Here is a 17,109-nt window from a genome sequence, read left to right as displayed (position 1 = left end):
TTGGATACCTCTCCCGGATGAAGTCTGTTCTGGTTTAGTTATTGGTCAGCTTGAGCATTTCGCGCAACTTCATCGACAGCTTCTGGGCTTCAAACTTGGACACATACTCGTCCACCCCGACCGACTGGCCAAGTTTCTGGTTGGAACTGCCGGAGAGGGAAGAGTGCATCAGCACGGGAATACCGGCAAAGCGGGGATCGCTCTTGATCAGCTTGGTGAGCATGTAGCCATCCATTTCCGGCATTTCCACATCGGTAAGGACCAGATGCAGGGTCTCGTTCAGGCGTTTGCCGGTGAGATCGGCCTGCATGGCCATTTTTTGGAGTTCTTCCCAGGCGCGCATGCCATTGATGGCATAGGCATACTTGATCTGCATGGCTTCAAGCGTACGTTCGATCTGCTTGCGTGCGACAGCGGAATCGTCGGTAAAGAAGATCATGCGCTCTTCCTTGACCGGCTCGATATTGATGAAGTGATGGGAATCGTCGACCAGCGAGGTTTCGGCCAGGACTTTTTCGACATCCATCATCATGACGAGGGTGCCCTGATCGAGCTCGGTCACGGCGGTGACGAGGCCGGCCATGCGGTTGGTGATCATGTCAGGAGGTACGCGCATGGCGGACCAGTCGAGGCGCAGGATGGTATCAACCGCCTCGACCAGGAAGCCCTGGGTGTGGCCGTTATACTCGGTGACGATCATGATTTCGGGCTTGTTGCTGGTGACGATACCGGCGTACTTGGCCAGATCGATGACAGGGACAAGCGAGCCACGGAGGCTGACCATGCCTTCGACGGAGGAGGGCATTTCAGGAGCGGAAGTGATTTCGGGCGTCCGCATGACTTCGCGGACTTTGAATACGTTGATGCCGAAAACTTCCTTTCTCCCGGTACGCTGGTCGTGACCCAGGGAGAACAGCAGGATTTCCAGCTTGTTGGTCCCTGCCAGTTTTGTTCTGGCATCGATTTTTTTAAGAAGGTCTGACACAAGGGCATCCTAGACTAAGTGTGGAAGATAACCGGTACAGGACGATGCCCTTACAGGTGTGCTGCATGCCATGGCGTGCAGCGGTAATTTTTTGTGCATGAAAGACTGGTGCATCCTGCTGCTGGCAGTGAAGGCCAGGGCCTGAATGTTGTTTTATCAGAGAATATTTAAATAATTTTTATTTTTATTTATTATTCTCCAGATCTGGCAATAAGGCACACTATAGCTACTGTTATTGAAAACAACCAAGCACCATCAAAATATCTGTGATGCAGGTCAGGATATCGCAATAATCCCGGACTGCCAGGTAAACCTGCAAGCTGTTTTACATGTTTGCCGTGGTCATCCAGCAGGAGTGCGCCCCGCTGATGAGCACGATACCCACTATCGATGCCAAGTCGCAGGGCTTGGGCTCCACACTGAAAGACATCGGCACCAACTATCTGAACCTCATCCTTTCATCCTCCGGCCTGGCTTTGTACCGGGTGATCGTGGAGGAGGTTCCGCGCTTTCCCGATCTGGCACGGCAGTTTTATCTGGCCGGCCTCAAGCGGGTGTCCGACCTGCTGACGCAGCGTATGCTGTTTTTTGTCGCGCCGGGGGATTTACAGCTCAAGGGCGTGGGGAGGCCGATGTCACCAAGCTGTTTGTCAGCCTGTTGCGGCATGATGCGCAATTTGAACTGCTGACCCACCCCTCATCCAGGCCATCTGCCGCGTAGATCGACCAGTGGGTGGGGCTGGCGGTCAATGTCTTTCTGCTGGCATTCGGGCGTGACGTTGGCATGGCCTGATGTCCGCAAGGCTGCTGCGTACTCAGGGTTACCAGATTTTGAATATGCCGGCGGCGTTGAGCGGGTGACACATTACACTGCTGCGGATACGGCTGCGGTTGCTATCGCCCGGCAGATCCACAATCCAGCCGCCGGCTGCCGCGGACATTTGCAGGGGGATTTCCTTGCCCTTGCTGAGCATGATGTCGTGGTAGACCGCGGCATCGTCTACATGCAGCTGGCCCTGGTCGGTGGTAATGCTGTAGCTGCTGGCAAAGGCGCTACCGCTGGCTTCCTTGTATTCCCGGCCCCAGCCGATCAGGTATTTCCTGACGTAACAGTCGGTTGCTGGCGTACCCGGCGGGTTGCTGGCAGTGGTACTGGCGCTGGCCTGCGGTCCTGAGAAGGCCTTGTTCAGGGATTGCATAAAGTCCCGGCTGCTTTGCATCAGATTGCTGCAGCCGCCAAGCAGCAGAAGAGTGCTGAGAATGACAATGGCCCGCATGGGTCTCCGGGATCAGGCGAAACTGCGCAAGCGCAGCCGGGTTGCAGAAGTTGGCACCGGACACTGGGCAAGTTGGTGCCTGCATGGCGCATGCTACCGTATTCACCTTGGTGGCGGAATGCTTGCTCATGTAAAGACGCATGCCCCATGCTGTCATTACCCTGCACGAAAAACGGGCATGTTTATTGCTGCGTAACAGCCTGTTATCCAAAGACTGACAGGTTGCACTACCTTGACGCCAAGCACCCAGATTTCCCGTCCCGATCTGCCTCATCCCTTGTCGCTATACCAGCCGAGTGCACTGGAAAACCTGATTCATCATCTGGATGGCATGGCCTATCGCGGCCGGGATGATCCGGCCCGGCGCATGCAGTTTGTCAGCCGTGGCTGTCTGGCGCTGTCCGGCTATTCTGCTGCAGTGCTGATGGCTAGTGATGCCGGCTGGATGGGCGTGATTCACAAGGATGACCGTGTGGTGGTGGCCGACATGCTGGCCAGCAGCTTGCGTGGCAATGGTCGCTTTGAGCTGCAATACCGCATCCGTACGGCTGGCGGGCAGATACGCCATGTGCGGGAGAGCGGAGTGGCTTCCGGAGAGGACGGCTGCATGGTGCTGGAGGGCTTTGTGATGGATGTCACCAGCCAGCAGCGCACCATTCGTGCACTGGCGCAGGCTGAAATGCGTTATCGCACCATTTTCGAGCATGCACAGGAAGGGATATTCCAGAGCAGCAAGACCGGGCGCTATCTGGCGGCCAATCCGGCACTGGCGCGGCTATACGGTTATGCCTCGCCGGAGGAGCTGATCCTCAACCTGTCCGACATCAGCTGCCAGCTGTATGTGGAAGCAGGCCGGCGTGAAGCCTTTTTGCACCTGATGGCGACGGCGGGGGAGGTGGTTAACTTCGAGTCCGAGGTATACCGCAAGGATGGCAAGCGCATCTGGATTTCGGAAAACGCCCATGTGGTGTCCTCGGAAAACGGCTGTTTCCTGTATTACGAAGGCACGGTGCAAGACATCTCCGAGCGCAAGCATTACCAGCAGCAACTGGAGATGCAGGCCAATTTTGATGCCCTGACCGGCTTGCCCAACCGCGCCTTGCTGTACGACCGGCTCAGGCAGTGCGTGGCACGGGCAGCGCGGGCGCAAAGCCGGCTGGCGGTGGTGTTCATCGACCTGGACAACTTCAAGTTCATCAATGACAACCTGGGGCATGCCGCCGGCGACCAGTTGCTGAAGATTGTGGCCGAGCGTATTGCCGGCAGCATCCGCAAGCTGGATACCGTGGCGCGGCTGGGCGGCGACGAGTTTGTGCTGATCCTCAACGATCTGGACAGCGAAGCAGGCTTGGCCACCCTGCTGGAGCGTATCCGGCTGCGTACCAGCCAGCCAGTGCAGCTGCAGGCGCAAAGCTGCAATGTCAGCGCCAGCCTGGGCGTGGCGCTCTACCCACGCGACGGGCTGGATGAACAAACCCTGCTGCGCCATGCCGATGTCGCCATGTACGCGGCCAAGGCGGCTGGCAAGGATAATCTGCACTTTTTCACCGGCCAACTGGACCGCCAGTCCGACGAGCGCTTCACTCTGGAGCGGGAAATGCGGCTGGCGTTGGAGCAGGATGGTTTTTCTGTTGCCTATCAGCCCAAGTTCGACCGCGCAGGGCAGATTGTCGGCGTGGAGGCGCTGGCGCGCTGGCAGCATGCGCAGTTGGGAAACATTAGTCCGGACCGCTTCATTCCGGTGGCAGAAGAGTGTGGGCTGATCCAGCCGCTCACCATGGCCATTCTGCGCCAGGCCTGTCGGGCCGTTGCCCGCTGCAATCTGGCGCGCACCCGGCCCATCAGCCTGGCAGTCAACCTGTCGCCACGGCTGTTCGAGCGCGATCATCTGTGCCGTGAACTGGCCAGCGTGCTGGCCGATTGCGGCTTTCCGCCGCAAGATCTGGAGCTGGAAATCACCGAGTCGCTGTTGCTGGGCGATACCGAACACATCATCGGTCAGCTGCAGGCACTGAAGGACTGGGGGGCCAGCCTGGCGATGGATGATTTTGGAACCGGCTACTCTTCCTTGGGGTATCTGGTGCGCTTCCCGCTGGACATCATCAAGATAGACCGCAGCCTGGTGGCGGGCATTGAAAGCAATGAACAGCAACGCATGGTGGTGAGCGCGGTGGTGACGCTGGGGCGCAATCTGGGCAAGGAAGTGGTGGCGGAGGGGGTGGAAACCCCGGCCCAGTTGCAATTTCTGCAGGAGATGGCCTGCAGCCAGTTTCAGGGCTTTGGCCTGTCGATGCCGCTGGATGAGGACGCCCTGCGGCAGCTGTTGGCGGATTGAAACTGCCGGACAGCTGCTAGCCGGCAGCCAGTGCCAGCTGTGTTTGCAGCTGTAGCCAGCCAGCTTCCGCCGCGCTGCCATCCTTCAGCGCCACGCCGGTGCCACTGCTGCGACCGGCCCGGATCAGCCAGGCCAGTTTGTAAGCTGCCAGCGGGTAGGGCAGGCCTTGCGGGCGTACATTGGATATGCAGTTGCGCTCGGAATCCATGCGCCCGCTGCGTGGCGCGCTGGTGAGATACACCCCCAGGCTGTCCGGCGAACTGAGGCCGGGACGCTCGCCTATCAGCATCACCACCATGGCCGCCTGCAGGCATTCACCTACTTCATCGGCCAATGCCACCCGCGCTTCGCTGGCAATCACCACCGGCCCCACCCGCAAGCCCTGCTCTTGCAAATAGGGCAGGGTGGCGGCAATCAGCGGCATGGCATGGCTGGCCACGGCGCGGGCCGACAAGCCATCGCCAATCACGAACAGCACATCACAGGGTTCCACTGTGGCAGCCAGCAGGCTGGCACGGCTGTCCGGATGCAGGCGGCGGCCCTGGTCCGGCCGTTGCAGATAGGCGGCGCGGCTGGGCGCGGCACTGCGCACTTGCAAAGTGGGCAGTGGCAGGTCCTGCAAGGATGCGCTCAGTGCGGACAGATCCAGCGGAGTGTGCACGGCATCGCGGGCCTGGGCATGGGCCAGGGCAAAGCGCAGCGTCTCGCGGGTGGGCAGGCTGGAACCCACCCGTCCCAGCGCAATGCGCGCCACGGTATGGCTGGCCAGGTCCTGCCAACTGTCTTCGGTAATCGGGCTGATACTGCCGTGGCTGAGGGGCGCATTCATGACAAGGTCTCCATCAATTGCAACAGGGCCTGCTGGCGGTCTTGTGCCTGCAGCTTGCCGGAGCGGGTAATGGCCATGCCCTCCAGCCAGTCTTCGAACTCCGGCGCGCGCTTCAGGCCCAGCAACTGGCGCAGGTAGAGCGCATCGTGAAAAGAGGTACTCTGGTAACCCAGCATGATGTCGTCGGCCCCCGGCACGCCGATGATGAAGTGGATGCCCGCGGCACCCAGCAGGGTGAGCAGGCTGTCCATATCGTCCTGGTCGGCTTCGGCGTGGTTGGTGTAGCAGATGTCACAGCCCATGGGCAGGCCCAGCAGCTTGCCGCAAAAGTGATCTTCCAGCCCGGCGCGGATGATCTGCTTGCCGTTGTACAGGTATTCCGGGCCGATAAAGCCCACCACGGTGTTCACCAGCAAGGGTGAGAAGTGCCGCGCCACCGCATAGGCGCGCACTTCGCAGCTTTGCTGGTCCACGTCCCAGTGGGCATTGGCCGACAGCGCGCTGCCCTGGCCGGTTTCGAAATACATCACATTGTCGCCTACCGTGCCGCGGCGCAGCTCCAGTGCGGCCTGCTGCGCTTCGCCCAGTACCGCCAGGTTGATGCCGAAGCCGCTATTGGCTTGTTCCGTACCGGCAATGGACTGAAACACCAGATCCACCGGCGCGCCGCGCTGGATCAGCTCCAGCGTGCTGGTAACGTGGGTGAGTACACAGCTTTGGGTGGGAATGGCATAGCGCTGGCGCACTTCGTCCATCATCGCCAGCATGGTGTGGATGGCTTCCGGGCTGTCGCTGGCCGGATTGATGCCGATCACCGCATCGCCCGCGCCGTACAGCAGGCCGTCCAGCATGGCGGCGGCAATGCCGCGTGCGTCGTCGGTGGGATGGTTGGGCTGCAGCCGCACGCCCATGTGGCCGGGCAGGCCCTGGGTATTGCGAAAGCGGGTGATCACCCGGCATTTGCTGGCCACCCACACCAGGTCCTGGTTGCGCATCAGCTTGCTGACGGCGGACACCATTTCCGGCGTCAGGCCGGGTGCCACTGCCGCCAGCGTGCTGCTATTGGCTGCATCGGACAGCAGCCAGTCGCGCAGGCCGCCAACCGTCAGGTGGCGGATGGGGGCAAAGGCGTGGGCGTCGTGGCTGTCGATGATAAGGCGGCTGACTTCGTCCTGCTCGTAAGGAATCAGCAGCTCTTGCAGGAAGGTGGTGAGTGGCACGTCGGCCAGACACATTTGTGCCGCCACCCGCTCTTCGGCGCTGCTGGCGGCAATCCCGGCCAGCTGGTCGCCCGAACGCAAGGGCGTGGCGCGGGCCAGCAGGGTTTTCAGGTCGTCGAAGCGGTAACGGCGCGGGCCGATGGTGATGGCGTAGGACATGGTTTACCGGGGTGTGCCGGGCACACCCCGCCTCTCTCTTATTCGCTGCGGGCTACAGCAGGTTTCAGCGTGATGGCATCGCCACCTTCCAGCAGATGATCACTGGCGGCGGCAGCGCGCTGACGGTGGGTGAGCAGGTAGTAGGCATAGGCCACGGCCAGGCTGCCGGCAAAAATCAGTGCCAGTAACTGGTTGTACCAGATCATGGCAATCAGGCAGACCACGGCGCAGGCCAGTGCCAGGCCGGGCAGCAGCGGGTAGGCCGGTGCGCTGAACGGACGGGCCAGGGTGGGTTCGCTGCGGCGCAGCTTGAACAGCGCCAGCATGGACACGATGTACATCACGATGGCACCGAACACCGACAGGGTGACGATGTTGGCGGTCAGCGGCTGACCGGCAATCTGGATCAGGTCGTCACTGAAGATGGCGGCAATGCCGATAAGGCCGCCCACGATGATGGCGCGATGCGGCGTCTTGAAGCGCGGGTGGATCACCGCCAGCATCGGCGGCAGGTAGCCGGCACGGGCCAGCGCGAAAATCTGGCGCGAATAACCCATGATGATGCCGTGGAAGCTGGCAATCAGCCCCAAGAGGCCCAGCCATACCAGCATGTGCAGCCAGCCGCTGTTGCTGCCCACGATCAGCTTCATCGCCTGCGGCAGCGGGTCGTTGATATTGGCCAGCTTGCTCCAGTCACCGGCACCGCCTGCCATGATCATCACGCCCATGGCCAGCGCCACCAGGGTGAGGATGCCGGCCACATAGGCGCGCGGAATGGTGCGGCTGGGGTCCTTGGCTTCCTCGGCGGCCATGGCAGCGCCTTCGATGGCCAGGAAGAACCAGATGGCAAACGGAATGGCGGCAAACATGCCACCGATGGCGCTCAGGCTGAAGCTGTCGCTGCCGGCCCAGCCGTGGTGGGTGAAGTTGTCCCAGCTGAAGCCCGGCGACACCACGCCCATGAACAGCAGCAATTCGAAAATGGCCAGCAGGGTGACCACCAGCTCGAAGGCCGCTGCCACGCTGACACCAACGATATTCAGCGCCATGAACACGATATAGGCGCCGCAGGCAATCCACTTGGCACTCAGCTCGGGAAACTGCACGTTCAGATAAGCCCCAATGGCCAGCGCGATGGCCGGCGGGGCAAACACGAATTCGCACAAGGTGGCAAAACCGGCGATAAAGCCGCCCAGCGGGCCAAAGGCGCGACGGGCATAGGCAAACGGCCCACCGGCATGCGGAATGGCGGTGGTCAGCTCGGTAAAGCTGAAAATGAATGCGGTATACATGATGGCCACAAAGATGGAGCTGAGCAGAAAGCCCAGCGTGCCGGCCTGCGCCCAGCCATAGCTCCAGCCGAAATATTCGCCCGAGATCACCAGCCCGACGGCGATCCCCCATAGTTGCCAGCCGCCCAGCTTGCGCGCCAGGCCGTGATTGTTGCTGCTCATGACATTTCCTCTTTTTTGATTCACTTCTCCCTGCCCGGTGCCGTGGCATCCGGGGCCTGTGATGCATGCTAGGCAGAGAGGTGCAGGCGGCGTTATCGGAAATCGGAAAAGAAAAACCGTCCACCAACCCGGCTGAAGCCAGCAGCTACGCCAGCTGGATGGTGCAGTGCAAGAGTCGTGCCCGGGGGATGATTGCTGACGGTGCGTGCTGGCGGGTTTGCGATAGCAATCCGGCACCGTGATGAGGCATGCCGTGCTTGCGCATGCACCGTGGCGGGGAATTTGCCGATTTACGATAGTCATGGTGCAGAAAAGCAGCGGCAAAGCTGGTGTGCTTCTTGCTAACACCCTGTGTATCAACGATTTCAGGGAGCCGCAGATGGACCCGCTGACACATGGCCAGTCCCTGCAGTTTGTCACCCGGCTGGCGGATGATGCTGCCGATCAGGCCGCCTTCATCAGCGGCTGGGCGCAGGATTACGCCCAGCTGTCCTGCGGACGTTTCACTGGCCGGCTGGATGAGCTGTGCCTGGGGCGCTTGCAGGTGTTCCGCGAATACTCGGCCCGCGAAACCTACCAGCAATGCCAGCCGTGGCAAGGTGCCATCTGGTTTGGCATTCCGGCACCGCATAGTGGGGAGCGGCTGCGCTTTCATGGCCGCAGCGTGCCGCCGTCTGCCGTGCTGGTGGCCATGGGCGGCACCGACTTCACCTTGCGCACCCCGGACGACTTCACCATTTACGGCATCGTGCTGGAGCAGCAGGTGCTGGCGCAGCGCCATCTGGAGCTGTTTGGCCGCGACCTGCCGCCGCACTGGCTGCAGACGGCTGCGGTCTGCCTGGCACCAGACAGGCAGCAGGCCCTGTGCGGACAGATTGCCGAACTGCTGGCGCTGGCGCGGCACACGCCGGACAGCATTGGCCGCCAATTACTGCTGGATTGTTCGGTGGATGCCTTGCTGCTGGCCTTGTCACAGTCTGCCGCAGAACCATTGCTGCGGCGTGAGGGCAGCAGTCAGCGCCACTGGCAATGGGTGGAGCAGGCACGCCAGCGGGCTTTGCAGCCGGCGCAGAACTGGCTGAGCGTGGAGGGCTTGTGCCGTGAGCTGCATGTGACACGCCGCACCTTGCAGAACGGCTTTCAGGAAGTCACCGCCATGAGTCCGCTGCCTTTCCTGCGCGCACTCCGGCTTAATCAGGTGCGTCGCCTGCTGCGCTCACCGGTCAGCGGACAGGAGAGTATCCAGCAACTGGCCGAAGACTGGGGTTTTGCCAGTCCCAGCCATTTCACCTACGACTATCGCCGCCTGTTTGGCGAAACCCCCAGCCAGACGCGGCAGCAGCCACGACACTAAGCCGACATCAGCCGCCTTGCTGCGCCAGTTGCTGTTGCACCAGCATGCCCACCCGGGTGAGGGCGGCGACATAGCGCTCGTCCAGCGGATAGCAGCAGGACAGGCGCATGGCATTGCGGTAGCGCCCGCCGGGTGAATATAGCGGACCTGGCATGATGCTGATGTTTTCGGCAATGGCGGCATGAAACAGCGCCACGCTGTCGCAGCCTTCCGGCAGTTCCAGCCAGATCAGAAAGCCGCCGGCCGGGTCGGTAGCGCGGGTGCCGGCCGGGAAGTGACGGGCAATCAGGCCACGCACTTTTTCCACATGCTGGGCGTAATGGCGTTTGAGCGCCCGCAGGTGGTGGTCGTAGCCACCGGATTCCAGAAACGCGCCCAGCGTTTCGGACAGCACCATGGGCTGGGCCACCGAAGAAGCAAACTTCAGCTTGCGCAAGGCCGCGCCAAAGCGGCCGCCTTCCATCCAGCCGATGCGAAAATCCGGGGCCAGCGTCTTGGTGTAGCTGGTGCAGAAGATGATCCAGCCATCTTCGTCAAAGGCCTTGGCCGCCGGGGCTTGGGTATCGCTGAACTGCAGCTCGGCATACAGGCCGTCCTCAATCAGCGGCACCTGGTATTGATTCACCAGCCGTGCCAGCCGCTTCTTGGCCTCCAGCGGCATGCTGCAACCCAGCGGATTGTGCACATTGGGCATGGCCACCAGTGCGCTGATGCGCCCTTCGGACAGCAGCAGCTCCACTGCATCCACCGAAATGCCGTGCTGCGGGTCGGTGGGAATCTCCACCGCTTTCAGCCCCAGGCTGGCAAACAAGGGCAGCAGATTGAAATAGGTGGGCGATTCCAGCCCCACCGCGTCGCCCGGTTTGGTGACCGCGCGCAGCGCCAGTTGCAGCGCCTCCATGCAGCCATTGGTCAGAATGATGTTTTCCGCCTGCAAGGCCATGCCCAGCTCCATGCTGCGGCGGGCAATCTGTACCCGTAACCGCTCCGAGCCGGGCGGCAGGGCATAGGTGCTGACCATGCCAGGCTGGCGACGCAATATCTGCCCCATCAGTCTGGCCAGCTTGTTGCCGGGGTAGAAGTCGCTGCCGCGCGGGCAGGCCAGTGCCAGGTCGATGAAGCCGGGAGTCTGCTGCGCATCCAGCACCGCACCGATCAGATCCAGCACCTTGCTTTCCGTGGGCTTGGCCACGCTGCTCTGGGTCATCACCGGACGGGCGGGCGAGGGCAGGCGCGCCCGCACATAGTAGCCGGACTGTGGCCGGGCCTCGATCAGCCCCCGATCTTCCAGTACCCGGTAGGCCGCCACCACCGTGTTCAGGCTCAGTTGCCGGCTTTGCGAGGTGCGCCGTACCGATGGCAGGCGCGAGCCGGGTGGCAAGGTGCCACGGGCAATGGCCAGCGACAGGTCTTCCGCCAGTTGCTGGTATAGGGTGGCACTGGCGGCGGTGCTACGGGGCAGGCTTTCTGGAGGCATGGCGGGTATTCCGGGCAAGACAGGGCAAGGATCAACAATGCCGCAGCATGGCTGCCGGCGACAGTGACAGTGCTCATCATAGTCTGTGGTGACAGTTTCGGTAAAATCGCAACTGTCACCGTGACAATAGTAGATTGTTGCAGCTGTCACCATGTGCCGCTCCCGCCTTAGCATGATGGAAGCGCATCACCAAACCGGCTGATGCATTGCCATGAGGAGCCCTGACATGCTGGAAGTCGCCTTGCTGTCCTATGTGGGTGTGATGTCCATCACGCCCGGTCCCAACAACCTGATGCTGGCTACCTCCGGGGTCAATTACGGTTTCCGTCGCACCTTGCCGCACATGCTGGGCATCAGTATCGGTTGCGCGGCCCAGGTATTCATTACCGCCAGCCTGCTGGCCTGGGCCTTGCAATGGATACAGGCGGCGCGGCTGCCGCTGGCGGTGGCCGGCTGTATCTATTTGCTGTGGCTGTCGTGGAAGATTGCCCGTTCTGCCGCACCGCAGGGCGGGGAGAGCGGCAAGCCGATGAGTTTTCTGGCGGCCGCACTGTTCCAGTGGGTCAACCCCAAGGCCTGGGTGATGGTGCTCAATGCTTCCATCCTGTTCATGCCTGCCGATGCCGAGGCACGTCTGGGTGCGGCCATGCTGCTGGCTGTCATCTTTGCGCTGGTCAACCTGCCCTGTATCAGCCTGTGGGCGTGGATGGGCGAGCGGCTGCGTCATCTGCTCAGCGCAGCACCTGCCTTGCTGCTGTTCAACCTGCTGATGGGTCTGCTGATGGGAGGCACCGCGCTGTGGTTGCTGCTGGATGAAATCCGCCATGCCTGGCCCGGCCTGCTGTAAGCTGAAAACAATGTCCTGATCTGGCAGCATCTTGTCTGCAAGCAGCATCTGGCCTGGCTATGGGTGTCCTTAGACTGTGTCCATGATCTGAACCGGAGCATGGACATGAACAAGGCAGCACTGCTGGTGATTGATGTGCAGGATTCCTTCTTGCAGCGTGATTATTGGGATGAAACGGCCTTGCCGCCGTTTCGCCAGAACGTGCTGGCGCTGATTGCCGGCGCGCGCGCGGCAGGCATGCCGGTGCTGTATGTGTTGCATGAGGACGGTGACGGCCCGTTTGCTGCGGAAAGTGGTCTGGTGCGGCCTATGGCGTGGTTGCCGGCTAATCCGGATGCCATCTTCATCAAACATGTGCACAATGCCATGCTGGATTCCGGCCTGCAGCCCTGGCTGGCCGAGCGCGGCATCCGCAAGCTGCTGGTGTCGGGCATCCGCACCGAGCAGTGCTGCGAAACCACCACCCGGGTGGCATCTGATCTGGGTTTTGCGGTGGATTTTGTCAGTGAGGCCACGCTCACCTTTGCCATGTGCCACCCGCTCAGTGGCAAGCTGTTTGGCGCTGAGGAAATCCGGGAAAAGACCGAACTGGTGCTGGCCGGGCGCTTTGCCAGCATTGTGACCGTGGAGCAGGCGCTGGCGCGTCTGTAGGTAGTGTTTTTATCGATCAGCCCATTCGCGCCGGGTGTGGCTGGTATGACGGAGCGTATTTCATGCCTTTGAAGGATGTGTTGCAGGCGCTGGCCATCGTGCTGATCTGGGGCGTCAATTTCGTGGTGATCAAGTACGGCGTGGCCGATGTGCCACCGCTGTTGCTGGGTGCCCTGCGTTTCATGCTGGCTGCCTTCCCGGCGGTGCTGCTGGTGCGCAGGCCCCGCCTACCCTGGGGCTGGGTGGCGGCTTATGGCCTGTCTGTTGGCGTGGGGCAGTTTGCCTTCCTGTTTTCCGCCATCAAGCTGGGCATGCCGGCGGGTCTCGCCTCGGTGGTATTGCAGTCGCAGGCCTTCTTTACCCTGATTCTGGCCGGGCTGATGCTGCATGAGCGCTGGCAGGCCGCACAGATTCTCGGCCTGTTGTGCGCCTGTGCCGGTCTGGCGCTGATCGGGCTGGCCAAGGGCGGCAGCATGACGGCCATCGGTTTTGGCCTGACGCTGGCGGCGGCTTTCTGCTGGGCTTCGTCCAATATCATCGTGCGGCTGATGGGTAAGGCCGGGCACAAGGTGGAGCCGCTGAATCTGGTGGTGTGGTCCAGCCTGGTACCGCCGCTGCCGTATCTGGCCTTGTCCTGGTGGCTGGAGGGGCCGCAGCGCATGGAAATCGCCTTGCGCCATTTCTCGCTCGGTTCTTTCCTGGCGGTGGCCTATCTTGCCTTCATGGCCACTTTGCTGGGTTATGGCATGTGGAGCCGCCTGCTCAGCCGCCATCCGGCCAATAAGGTCGCCCCATTCTCGCTGCTGGTGCCGGTGGTGGGCGTGCTGACTTCGGCCCTGCTGCTGGGTGAGCGCCTGAGTCTGCTGCAGGCCGCCGGCAGCGTGCTGTTGCTGGCCGGACTGGTGGTCAACGTGTTTGGCGGCATGCTGCTGGCTCGCTGGCGGCGTGGGACATTGGCCCATGGCGCGTGAAGTCTGGTTTGTCCTGCCGCCGCGCTTCATGCTGCTGGATTTTGCCGGTCCGGCAGAAGCCATGCGCATTGCCACCGAGTTTGGTGCGGATTTTCAGCTGCACTATGCTGCCTGCGATGTGCAGACATCTTGCTCGCTGGGCTTGCCGCTAGGTGGTTTGCAGCCCTTGCCGGTACAACTGCCGGACGACAGCCTGATTATCATCCCCGGGGCTGATTGCTCGGCTGAAGCCTATGCCCTGCCGGAGGCACGCCGGATTGTAGGCTGGCTGAACAGCTGCTTCGACCCGCAACGGCATGTGCTGGCTACCATCTGCTCTGCGGCCTTGCTTGCCGGCATGGCCGGTTTGCTGGCACATCGCCAATGTACAACGCACCACAGCCTGATCACCCGGCTGCAAGACAGTGACAATAGCGCCAGCGTGCTGGAAAACCGGGTGTTTGTGCAGGATGGTGCGGTATGGACCAGCGCCGGCATCACCGCCGGCATTGATCTGGCGCTGCAGCTGATCAGCCAACTGGCCAGCCCGGCCATCACCCGCGAGGTGGCGCGGGAAATGGTGGTGTACTTCCGCCGCTCCGGCCAGGATGTGCAGCTGTCACCGTGGCTGGCGCATCGCAACCATCTGCATCCTGCGGTACACAAGGTGCAGGATCTGATTGCCGCCAGCCCGGAGCAGGACTGGAGCCTTTCCGCGCTGGCCGGACAGGTACATGTCAGCGTGCGTCACCTGTCGCGTTTGTTCCGCGAGCACGCGGGTGTTTCGGTGCATGACTACCATCTGGCGCTACGCGCTGCGCGGGCCAGCCAGTGGCGGACAGCCGGCTTGTCCAAGGAGAAGGCGGCGCTGGCCGCCGGTTTTTCTTCGGCGCGGCAGTGGCAGCGGGTGCAGGCTGCGGCAAAGGTTTCCTGACAAAAATTAACTCAAGTTTACCTGGTGACTGTCGATATAATGCTGACGTCGCGCCGTGCTGCGCCGGTATGTCGCCCCCAGAACAAGTAGAAATGGTTACCGTCATGAACATCCGCACCCGCCGTATGGCTGCCGTATCCCTGTTGCTGGGCCTGACTGCCTGTGCCTCCGCCAGTCAGCCGCTTGCCGAGTCCGCCCGTCCGCAGGCCATGCCGGTGGCTGCTACGGCCTCCTTTACCGGCGTGGGCTATGCCGGTCCGGGCATCGAGCCGGAAGCACCCAGGGTGGTGGTGAAGGAAATCAATCCCAATGCACCCATTGTCATCCGGGCCACTGGCAGCGGGGCGGCACCTTATTCCTCGGCACTGACTCCGTCGCAGCGCAAGCTGCTGTCCATGCGTGCTGCGCGGCTGGATGCCTTCCGTTCTATCGCCGAACAGGTGCAGGGCATGAAGCTGGTGGGTAACAGCTCGGTAGCCAATATGGTGGCCACCAGCGACGGCTTCCGCACTTATGTCGATGCCTATCTGCGCGGCGTGCATCTGGTGTCCACCAATATATTGCCGGATGGCACCAGCGAGGCGGTGGCGGAAATCACCCTCGACCAGGATTTCTACAAACAGTACAAGAATGCGCTGGAAAAAACCGGCAGTGTGATGAAGGCTGCCCAGCAGGATGGCGTGGCCGGCCTGGAGTGCGCCGAAGGCAACTGCGGTGCCACGCGTTATGAAAGCAACTTCTACGTAGCCCACTGATGACGACACGGCTTGTTTTCCGCATGGTAGCCGCCCTTGTGGCGGCTTTTGCGTTGGCGGCTTCACTGCATGCCGCTCCCATCATTGCCGAAGGGGTGGCTGATATGGAGGCCGGCAGTCCGGCTGCGCGTGAAATGGCCATCCGTGATGCCCTGCAGCAGGCGGCCATCAGCAACGGTGCTGCGCTGCAATCTCTGCAATTGCTTCAGTCCGGCAATGTCAGCGAAAGCAGCGCCTTGTCGGCACCTTCCCTGCAAGGCAAGGTAAAGATCCTGCAGGAGTACAGCAGCGACGGCATGTACCATGTCCGTCTCAGCATCGATCCGCAAGCCAGTGCCGCCGGTCCGGTCGGGGCTGCGCCGCAGCCGGCGCAGAATGCCAATTGCGGCATGCCCGCCGGACGCAGCCTGCGGCGCAAATTGCTGACCACCTATTTTTATGTGGTGAATCCGGCTGAAGCCAACGATCTGCGTAATCTGGCCAGTCGCCTGCCGGCCGATCTGGCCCGCCGTCTGCGCCAGCAAAACCAGTTTGATGTACGCAATGCCGGCCATCTCACCGTGCTAAGCAATATGGCGGCGGATGAACCGGTAGCTGGCTGGGAGACCGTGCGCGAGCTGGGGAGGCGCGAAGATGTGCAGTTTGTGGTGGCTGGGCGGGTATTGTCTACCGGGGTGGTGAGCAAGAGCCTGCGTCACACCATGTATGAATCCAACAATACCAGTCAGCAGGGGGCGTATTACACCGGACCGCTGGCCGGCCTGTTTGGCGGTGCACTCAAATATGCGCCGTCGGCGCGGCAGTTTGATCTGGAAGTCTGGATTTACGATGCACTGACTGGCGCGGTGCTGGCCGACCAGCGCATCAGCCGCATTGCCCAGGGCCAGGTGGTGGCACTGCTGCCGGCAGACTTTGCCACTACCGCCTTCTGGCAGGGTGATTATGGCCGGGTGGTGGATGATCTGCTCGACCAAGCCACCCGTCAGCTGGTGGAGGTAGTTAGCTGTATTCCGCTATCGGCCAAGGTGGTTAAAGTGGAGGAGGGCAGGCAGGTATTCGTCAATGTCGGCGGGCTGGATGGCATGAAGGTGGGCGACCAGATGCTGCTGTACAAGCCGCGTTCGGCGCAGATCGTGCGTAGTGGCGGCGGTGTGCGCGAACTGGGCGTGCCAGAGGAGCTGTCCGGCACCATCACCCTGACCCAGGTGCAGCCCAATTTCTCCATTGCCCAGGTACAAAGCGCCAAGCTCAAGGTGGAAGAGGGCGATTACGTCCGTTTCATGACCCGGCGTTGAGCCACTGAATAAAGCCCCGCCAGATGCGGGGCTTTTTGCTGGAAGCGAGGTAAATCAGGCCTGCTCGGCAAACTTCAGCAGCGCATCGCCCGTCAGGCGGTATTTCACCCATTCCGCCTGGGCAGCAGCGCCAAAGGATTCATAAAAATCAATGGCCGGCTTATTCCAGTCCAGCACGCTCCATTCGAAGCGGCCACAGCCACGGGCAACAGCCAGCTGTGCCAGGTGACGCAACAGCTTTTTGCCGGCACCGCTGCCACGCGCCGCCGGGGTGATGTAGAGGTCTTCCAGATACAGGCCGGACTTGCCCTGCCAGGTGGAATAATTGAAGAAATACACCGCATAGCCCACCGGATGGCCATCCTGCAGGCAGATCAGGCCATGGGCGGTGCTGTCCGGGCCGAACAGCGACTGTTCGATATCGGCCACACTGGCCACCACTTCGTGTTCGGCCTTTTCATAAATGGCCAGTTCGCGGATATAGCCCAGAATCAGTGCGGCATCGTCATGGGTGGCGGGACGAATTTCTATGGTCACAAGCGAAGTCCTTTGATACGCCATCAGGCGTGCAAAATGAAAAAGGCCGG

Annotated in this window: 16 protein-coding genes; 9 read left to right on the top strand and 7 right to left on the bottom strand. The window is 61.6% G+C overall.

Annotated features, from left to right (window positions below):
- Positions 1 to 34: 34 nt before the first annotated feature.
- Positions 35 to 985, bottom strand: coding sequence for a chemotaxis protein (locus tag GSR16_RS13685; protein WP_159878285.1), 951 nt, complete (start codon positions 983 to 985; stop codon positions 35 to 37).
- Between the two features lie 329 nt (positions 986 to 1,314).
- Here GSR16_RS13685 and GSR16_RS13680 point away from each other — a divergent pair, with 329 nt between their 5' ends.
- Positions 1,315 to 1,674: a TetR/AcrR family transcriptional regulator C-terminal domain-containing protein gene (locus GSR16_RS13680; RefSeq protein WP_159878283.1), complete on the top strand. Its 360-nt coding sequence runs from the start codon at positions 1,315 to 1,317 to the stop codon at positions 1,672 to 1,674.
- 132 nt (positions 1,675 to 1,806) lie between these two features.
- Here GSR16_RS13680 and GSR16_RS13675 read toward each other — a convergent pair whose 3' ends face one another.
- Entirely contained in the window at positions 1,807 to 2,184 is a 378-nt protein-coding gene (locus GSR16_RS13675; RefSeq protein ID WP_159878281.1) for a hypothetical protein, read from the bottom strand.
- Positions 2,185 to 2,494: 310 nt separating this feature from the next.
- Here GSR16_RS13675 and GSR16_RS13670 point away from each other — a divergent pair, with 310 nt between their 5' ends.
- Positions 2,495 to 4,597: a putative bifunctional diguanylate cyclase/phosphodiesterase gene (locus GSR16_RS13670; protein WP_159878279.1), complete on the top strand. Its 2,103-nt coding sequence runs from the start codon at positions 2,495 to 2,497 to the stop codon at positions 4,595 to 4,597.
- 16 nt (positions 4,598 to 4,613) lie between these two features.
- Here GSR16_RS13670 and eutC read toward each other — a convergent pair whose 3' ends face one another.
- The 3 genes from eutC to eat are packed head-to-tail and all read right to left on the bottom strand — an operon-like array spanning position 4,614 to position 8,259.
- Positions 4,614 to 5,426, bottom strand: a complete 813-nt coding sequence (gene eutC / locus GSR16_RS13665) for an ethanolamine ammonia-lyase subunit EutC (protein ID WP_159878277.1) — start codon at positions 5,424 to 5,426, stop codon at positions 4,614 to 4,616.
- On the bottom strand, positions 5,423 to 6,805 hold the full coding sequence (locus GSR16_RS13660) for an ethanolamine ammonia-lyase subunit EutB (protein ID WP_159878275.1): 1,383 nt from the start codon (positions 6,803 to 6,805) through the stop codon (positions 5,423 to 5,425). Before GSR16_RS13660 ends, eutC begins: the two co-directional genes overlap by 4 nt.
- Before the next feature lie 38 nt (positions 6,806 to 6,843).
- The gene (gene eat / locus GSR16_RS13655; RefSeq protein ID WP_159878273.1) at positions 6,844 to 8,259 is read right to left on the bottom strand and encodes an ethanolamine permease; all 1,416 of its coding nucleotides are present in this window, start codon (positions 8,257 to 8,259) and stop codon (positions 6,844 to 6,846) included.
- 379 nt (positions 8,260 to 8,638) lie between these two features.
- Here eat and GSR16_RS13650 point away from each other — a divergent pair, with 379 nt between their 5' ends.
- A complete protein-coding gene (locus GSR16_RS13650; protein ID WP_159878271.1) occupies positions 8,639 to 9,613 on the top strand; it encodes a helix-turn-helix domain-containing protein in 975 nt (324 codons plus the stop codon).
- 7 nt (positions 9,614 to 9,620) lie between these two features.
- On the opposite strand, the gene GSR16_RS13645 is transcribed toward GSR16_RS13650, so the two are convergent.
- Positions 9,621 to 11,090: an aminotransferase-like domain-containing protein gene (locus GSR16_RS13645; RefSeq protein WP_159878269.1), complete on the bottom strand. Its 1,470-nt coding sequence runs from the start codon at positions 11,088 to 11,090 to the stop codon at positions 9,621 to 9,623.
- A gap of 226 nt (positions 11,091 to 11,316) precedes the next feature.
- On the opposite strand from GSR16_RS13645, the gene GSR16_RS13640 reads away from it, so the two are divergent.
- The 6 genes from GSR16_RS13640 to GSR16_RS13615 all read left to right on the top strand — a co-directional run bounded on the left by GSR16_RS13640 (position 11,317) and on the right by GSR16_RS13615 (position 16,522).
- Positions 11,317 to 11,937: a LysE family translocator gene (locus tag GSR16_RS13640; RefSeq protein WP_159878267.1), complete on the top strand. Its 621-nt coding sequence runs from the start codon at positions 11,317 to 11,319 to the stop codon at positions 11,935 to 11,937.
- Positions 11,938 to 12,042: 105 nt separating this feature from the next.
- The gene (locus GSR16_RS13635) at positions 12,043 to 12,588 is read left to right on the top strand and encodes an isochorismatase family protein (protein WP_240902489.1); all 546 of its coding nucleotides are present in this window, start codon (positions 12,043 to 12,045) and stop codon (positions 12,586 to 12,588) included.
- Positions 12,589 to 12,650: 62 nt separating this feature from the next.
- Positions 12,651 to 13,559, top strand: a complete 909-nt coding sequence (locus GSR16_RS13630) for an EamA family transporter (protein ID WP_159878263.1) — start codon at positions 12,651 to 12,653, stop codon at positions 13,557 to 13,559.
- Entirely contained in the window at positions 13,549 to 14,472 is a 924-nt protein-coding gene (locus GSR16_RS13625) for a GlxA family transcriptional regulator (protein WP_159878261.1), read from the top strand. The genes GSR16_RS13630 and GSR16_RS13625 overlap by 11 nt, the downstream gene beginning before the upstream one ends.
- A gap of 104 nt (positions 14,473 to 14,576) precedes the next feature.
- On the top strand, positions 14,577 to 15,227 hold the full coding sequence (locus GSR16_RS13620) for an LPP20 family lipoprotein (protein ID WP_159878259.1): 651 nt from the start codon (positions 14,577 to 14,579) through the stop codon (positions 15,225 to 15,227).
- A gap of 23 nt (positions 15,228 to 15,250) precedes the next feature.
- Complete coding sequence (locus tag GSR16_RS13615; protein WP_159878257.1) at positions 15,251 to 16,522, top strand: flagellar assembly protein T N-terminal domain-containing protein; 1,272 nt, start codon at positions 15,251 to 15,253, stop codon at positions 16,520 to 16,522.
- A gap of 54 nt (positions 16,523 to 16,576) precedes the next feature.
- On the opposite strand, the gene GSR16_RS13610 is transcribed toward GSR16_RS13615, so the two are convergent.
- The gene (locus GSR16_RS13610; protein WP_159878255.1) at positions 16,577 to 17,059 is read right to left on the bottom strand and encodes a GNAT family N-acetyltransferase; all 483 of its coding nucleotides are present in this window, start codon (positions 17,057 to 17,059) and stop codon (positions 16,577 to 16,579) included.
- Between the last annotated feature and the right edge of the window lie 50 nt (positions 17,060 to 17,109).

Origin of the sequence: Aquitalea denitrificans (assembly GCF_009856625.1) — a bacterium.
GTDB lineage: Bacteria > Pseudomonadota > Gammaproteobacteria > Burkholderiales > Chromobacteriaceae > Aquitalea > Aquitalea denitrificans.
Note: the sequence above shows the minus strand (reverse complement) of the source record. Positions and strands in the feature narration are given on the sequence as shown.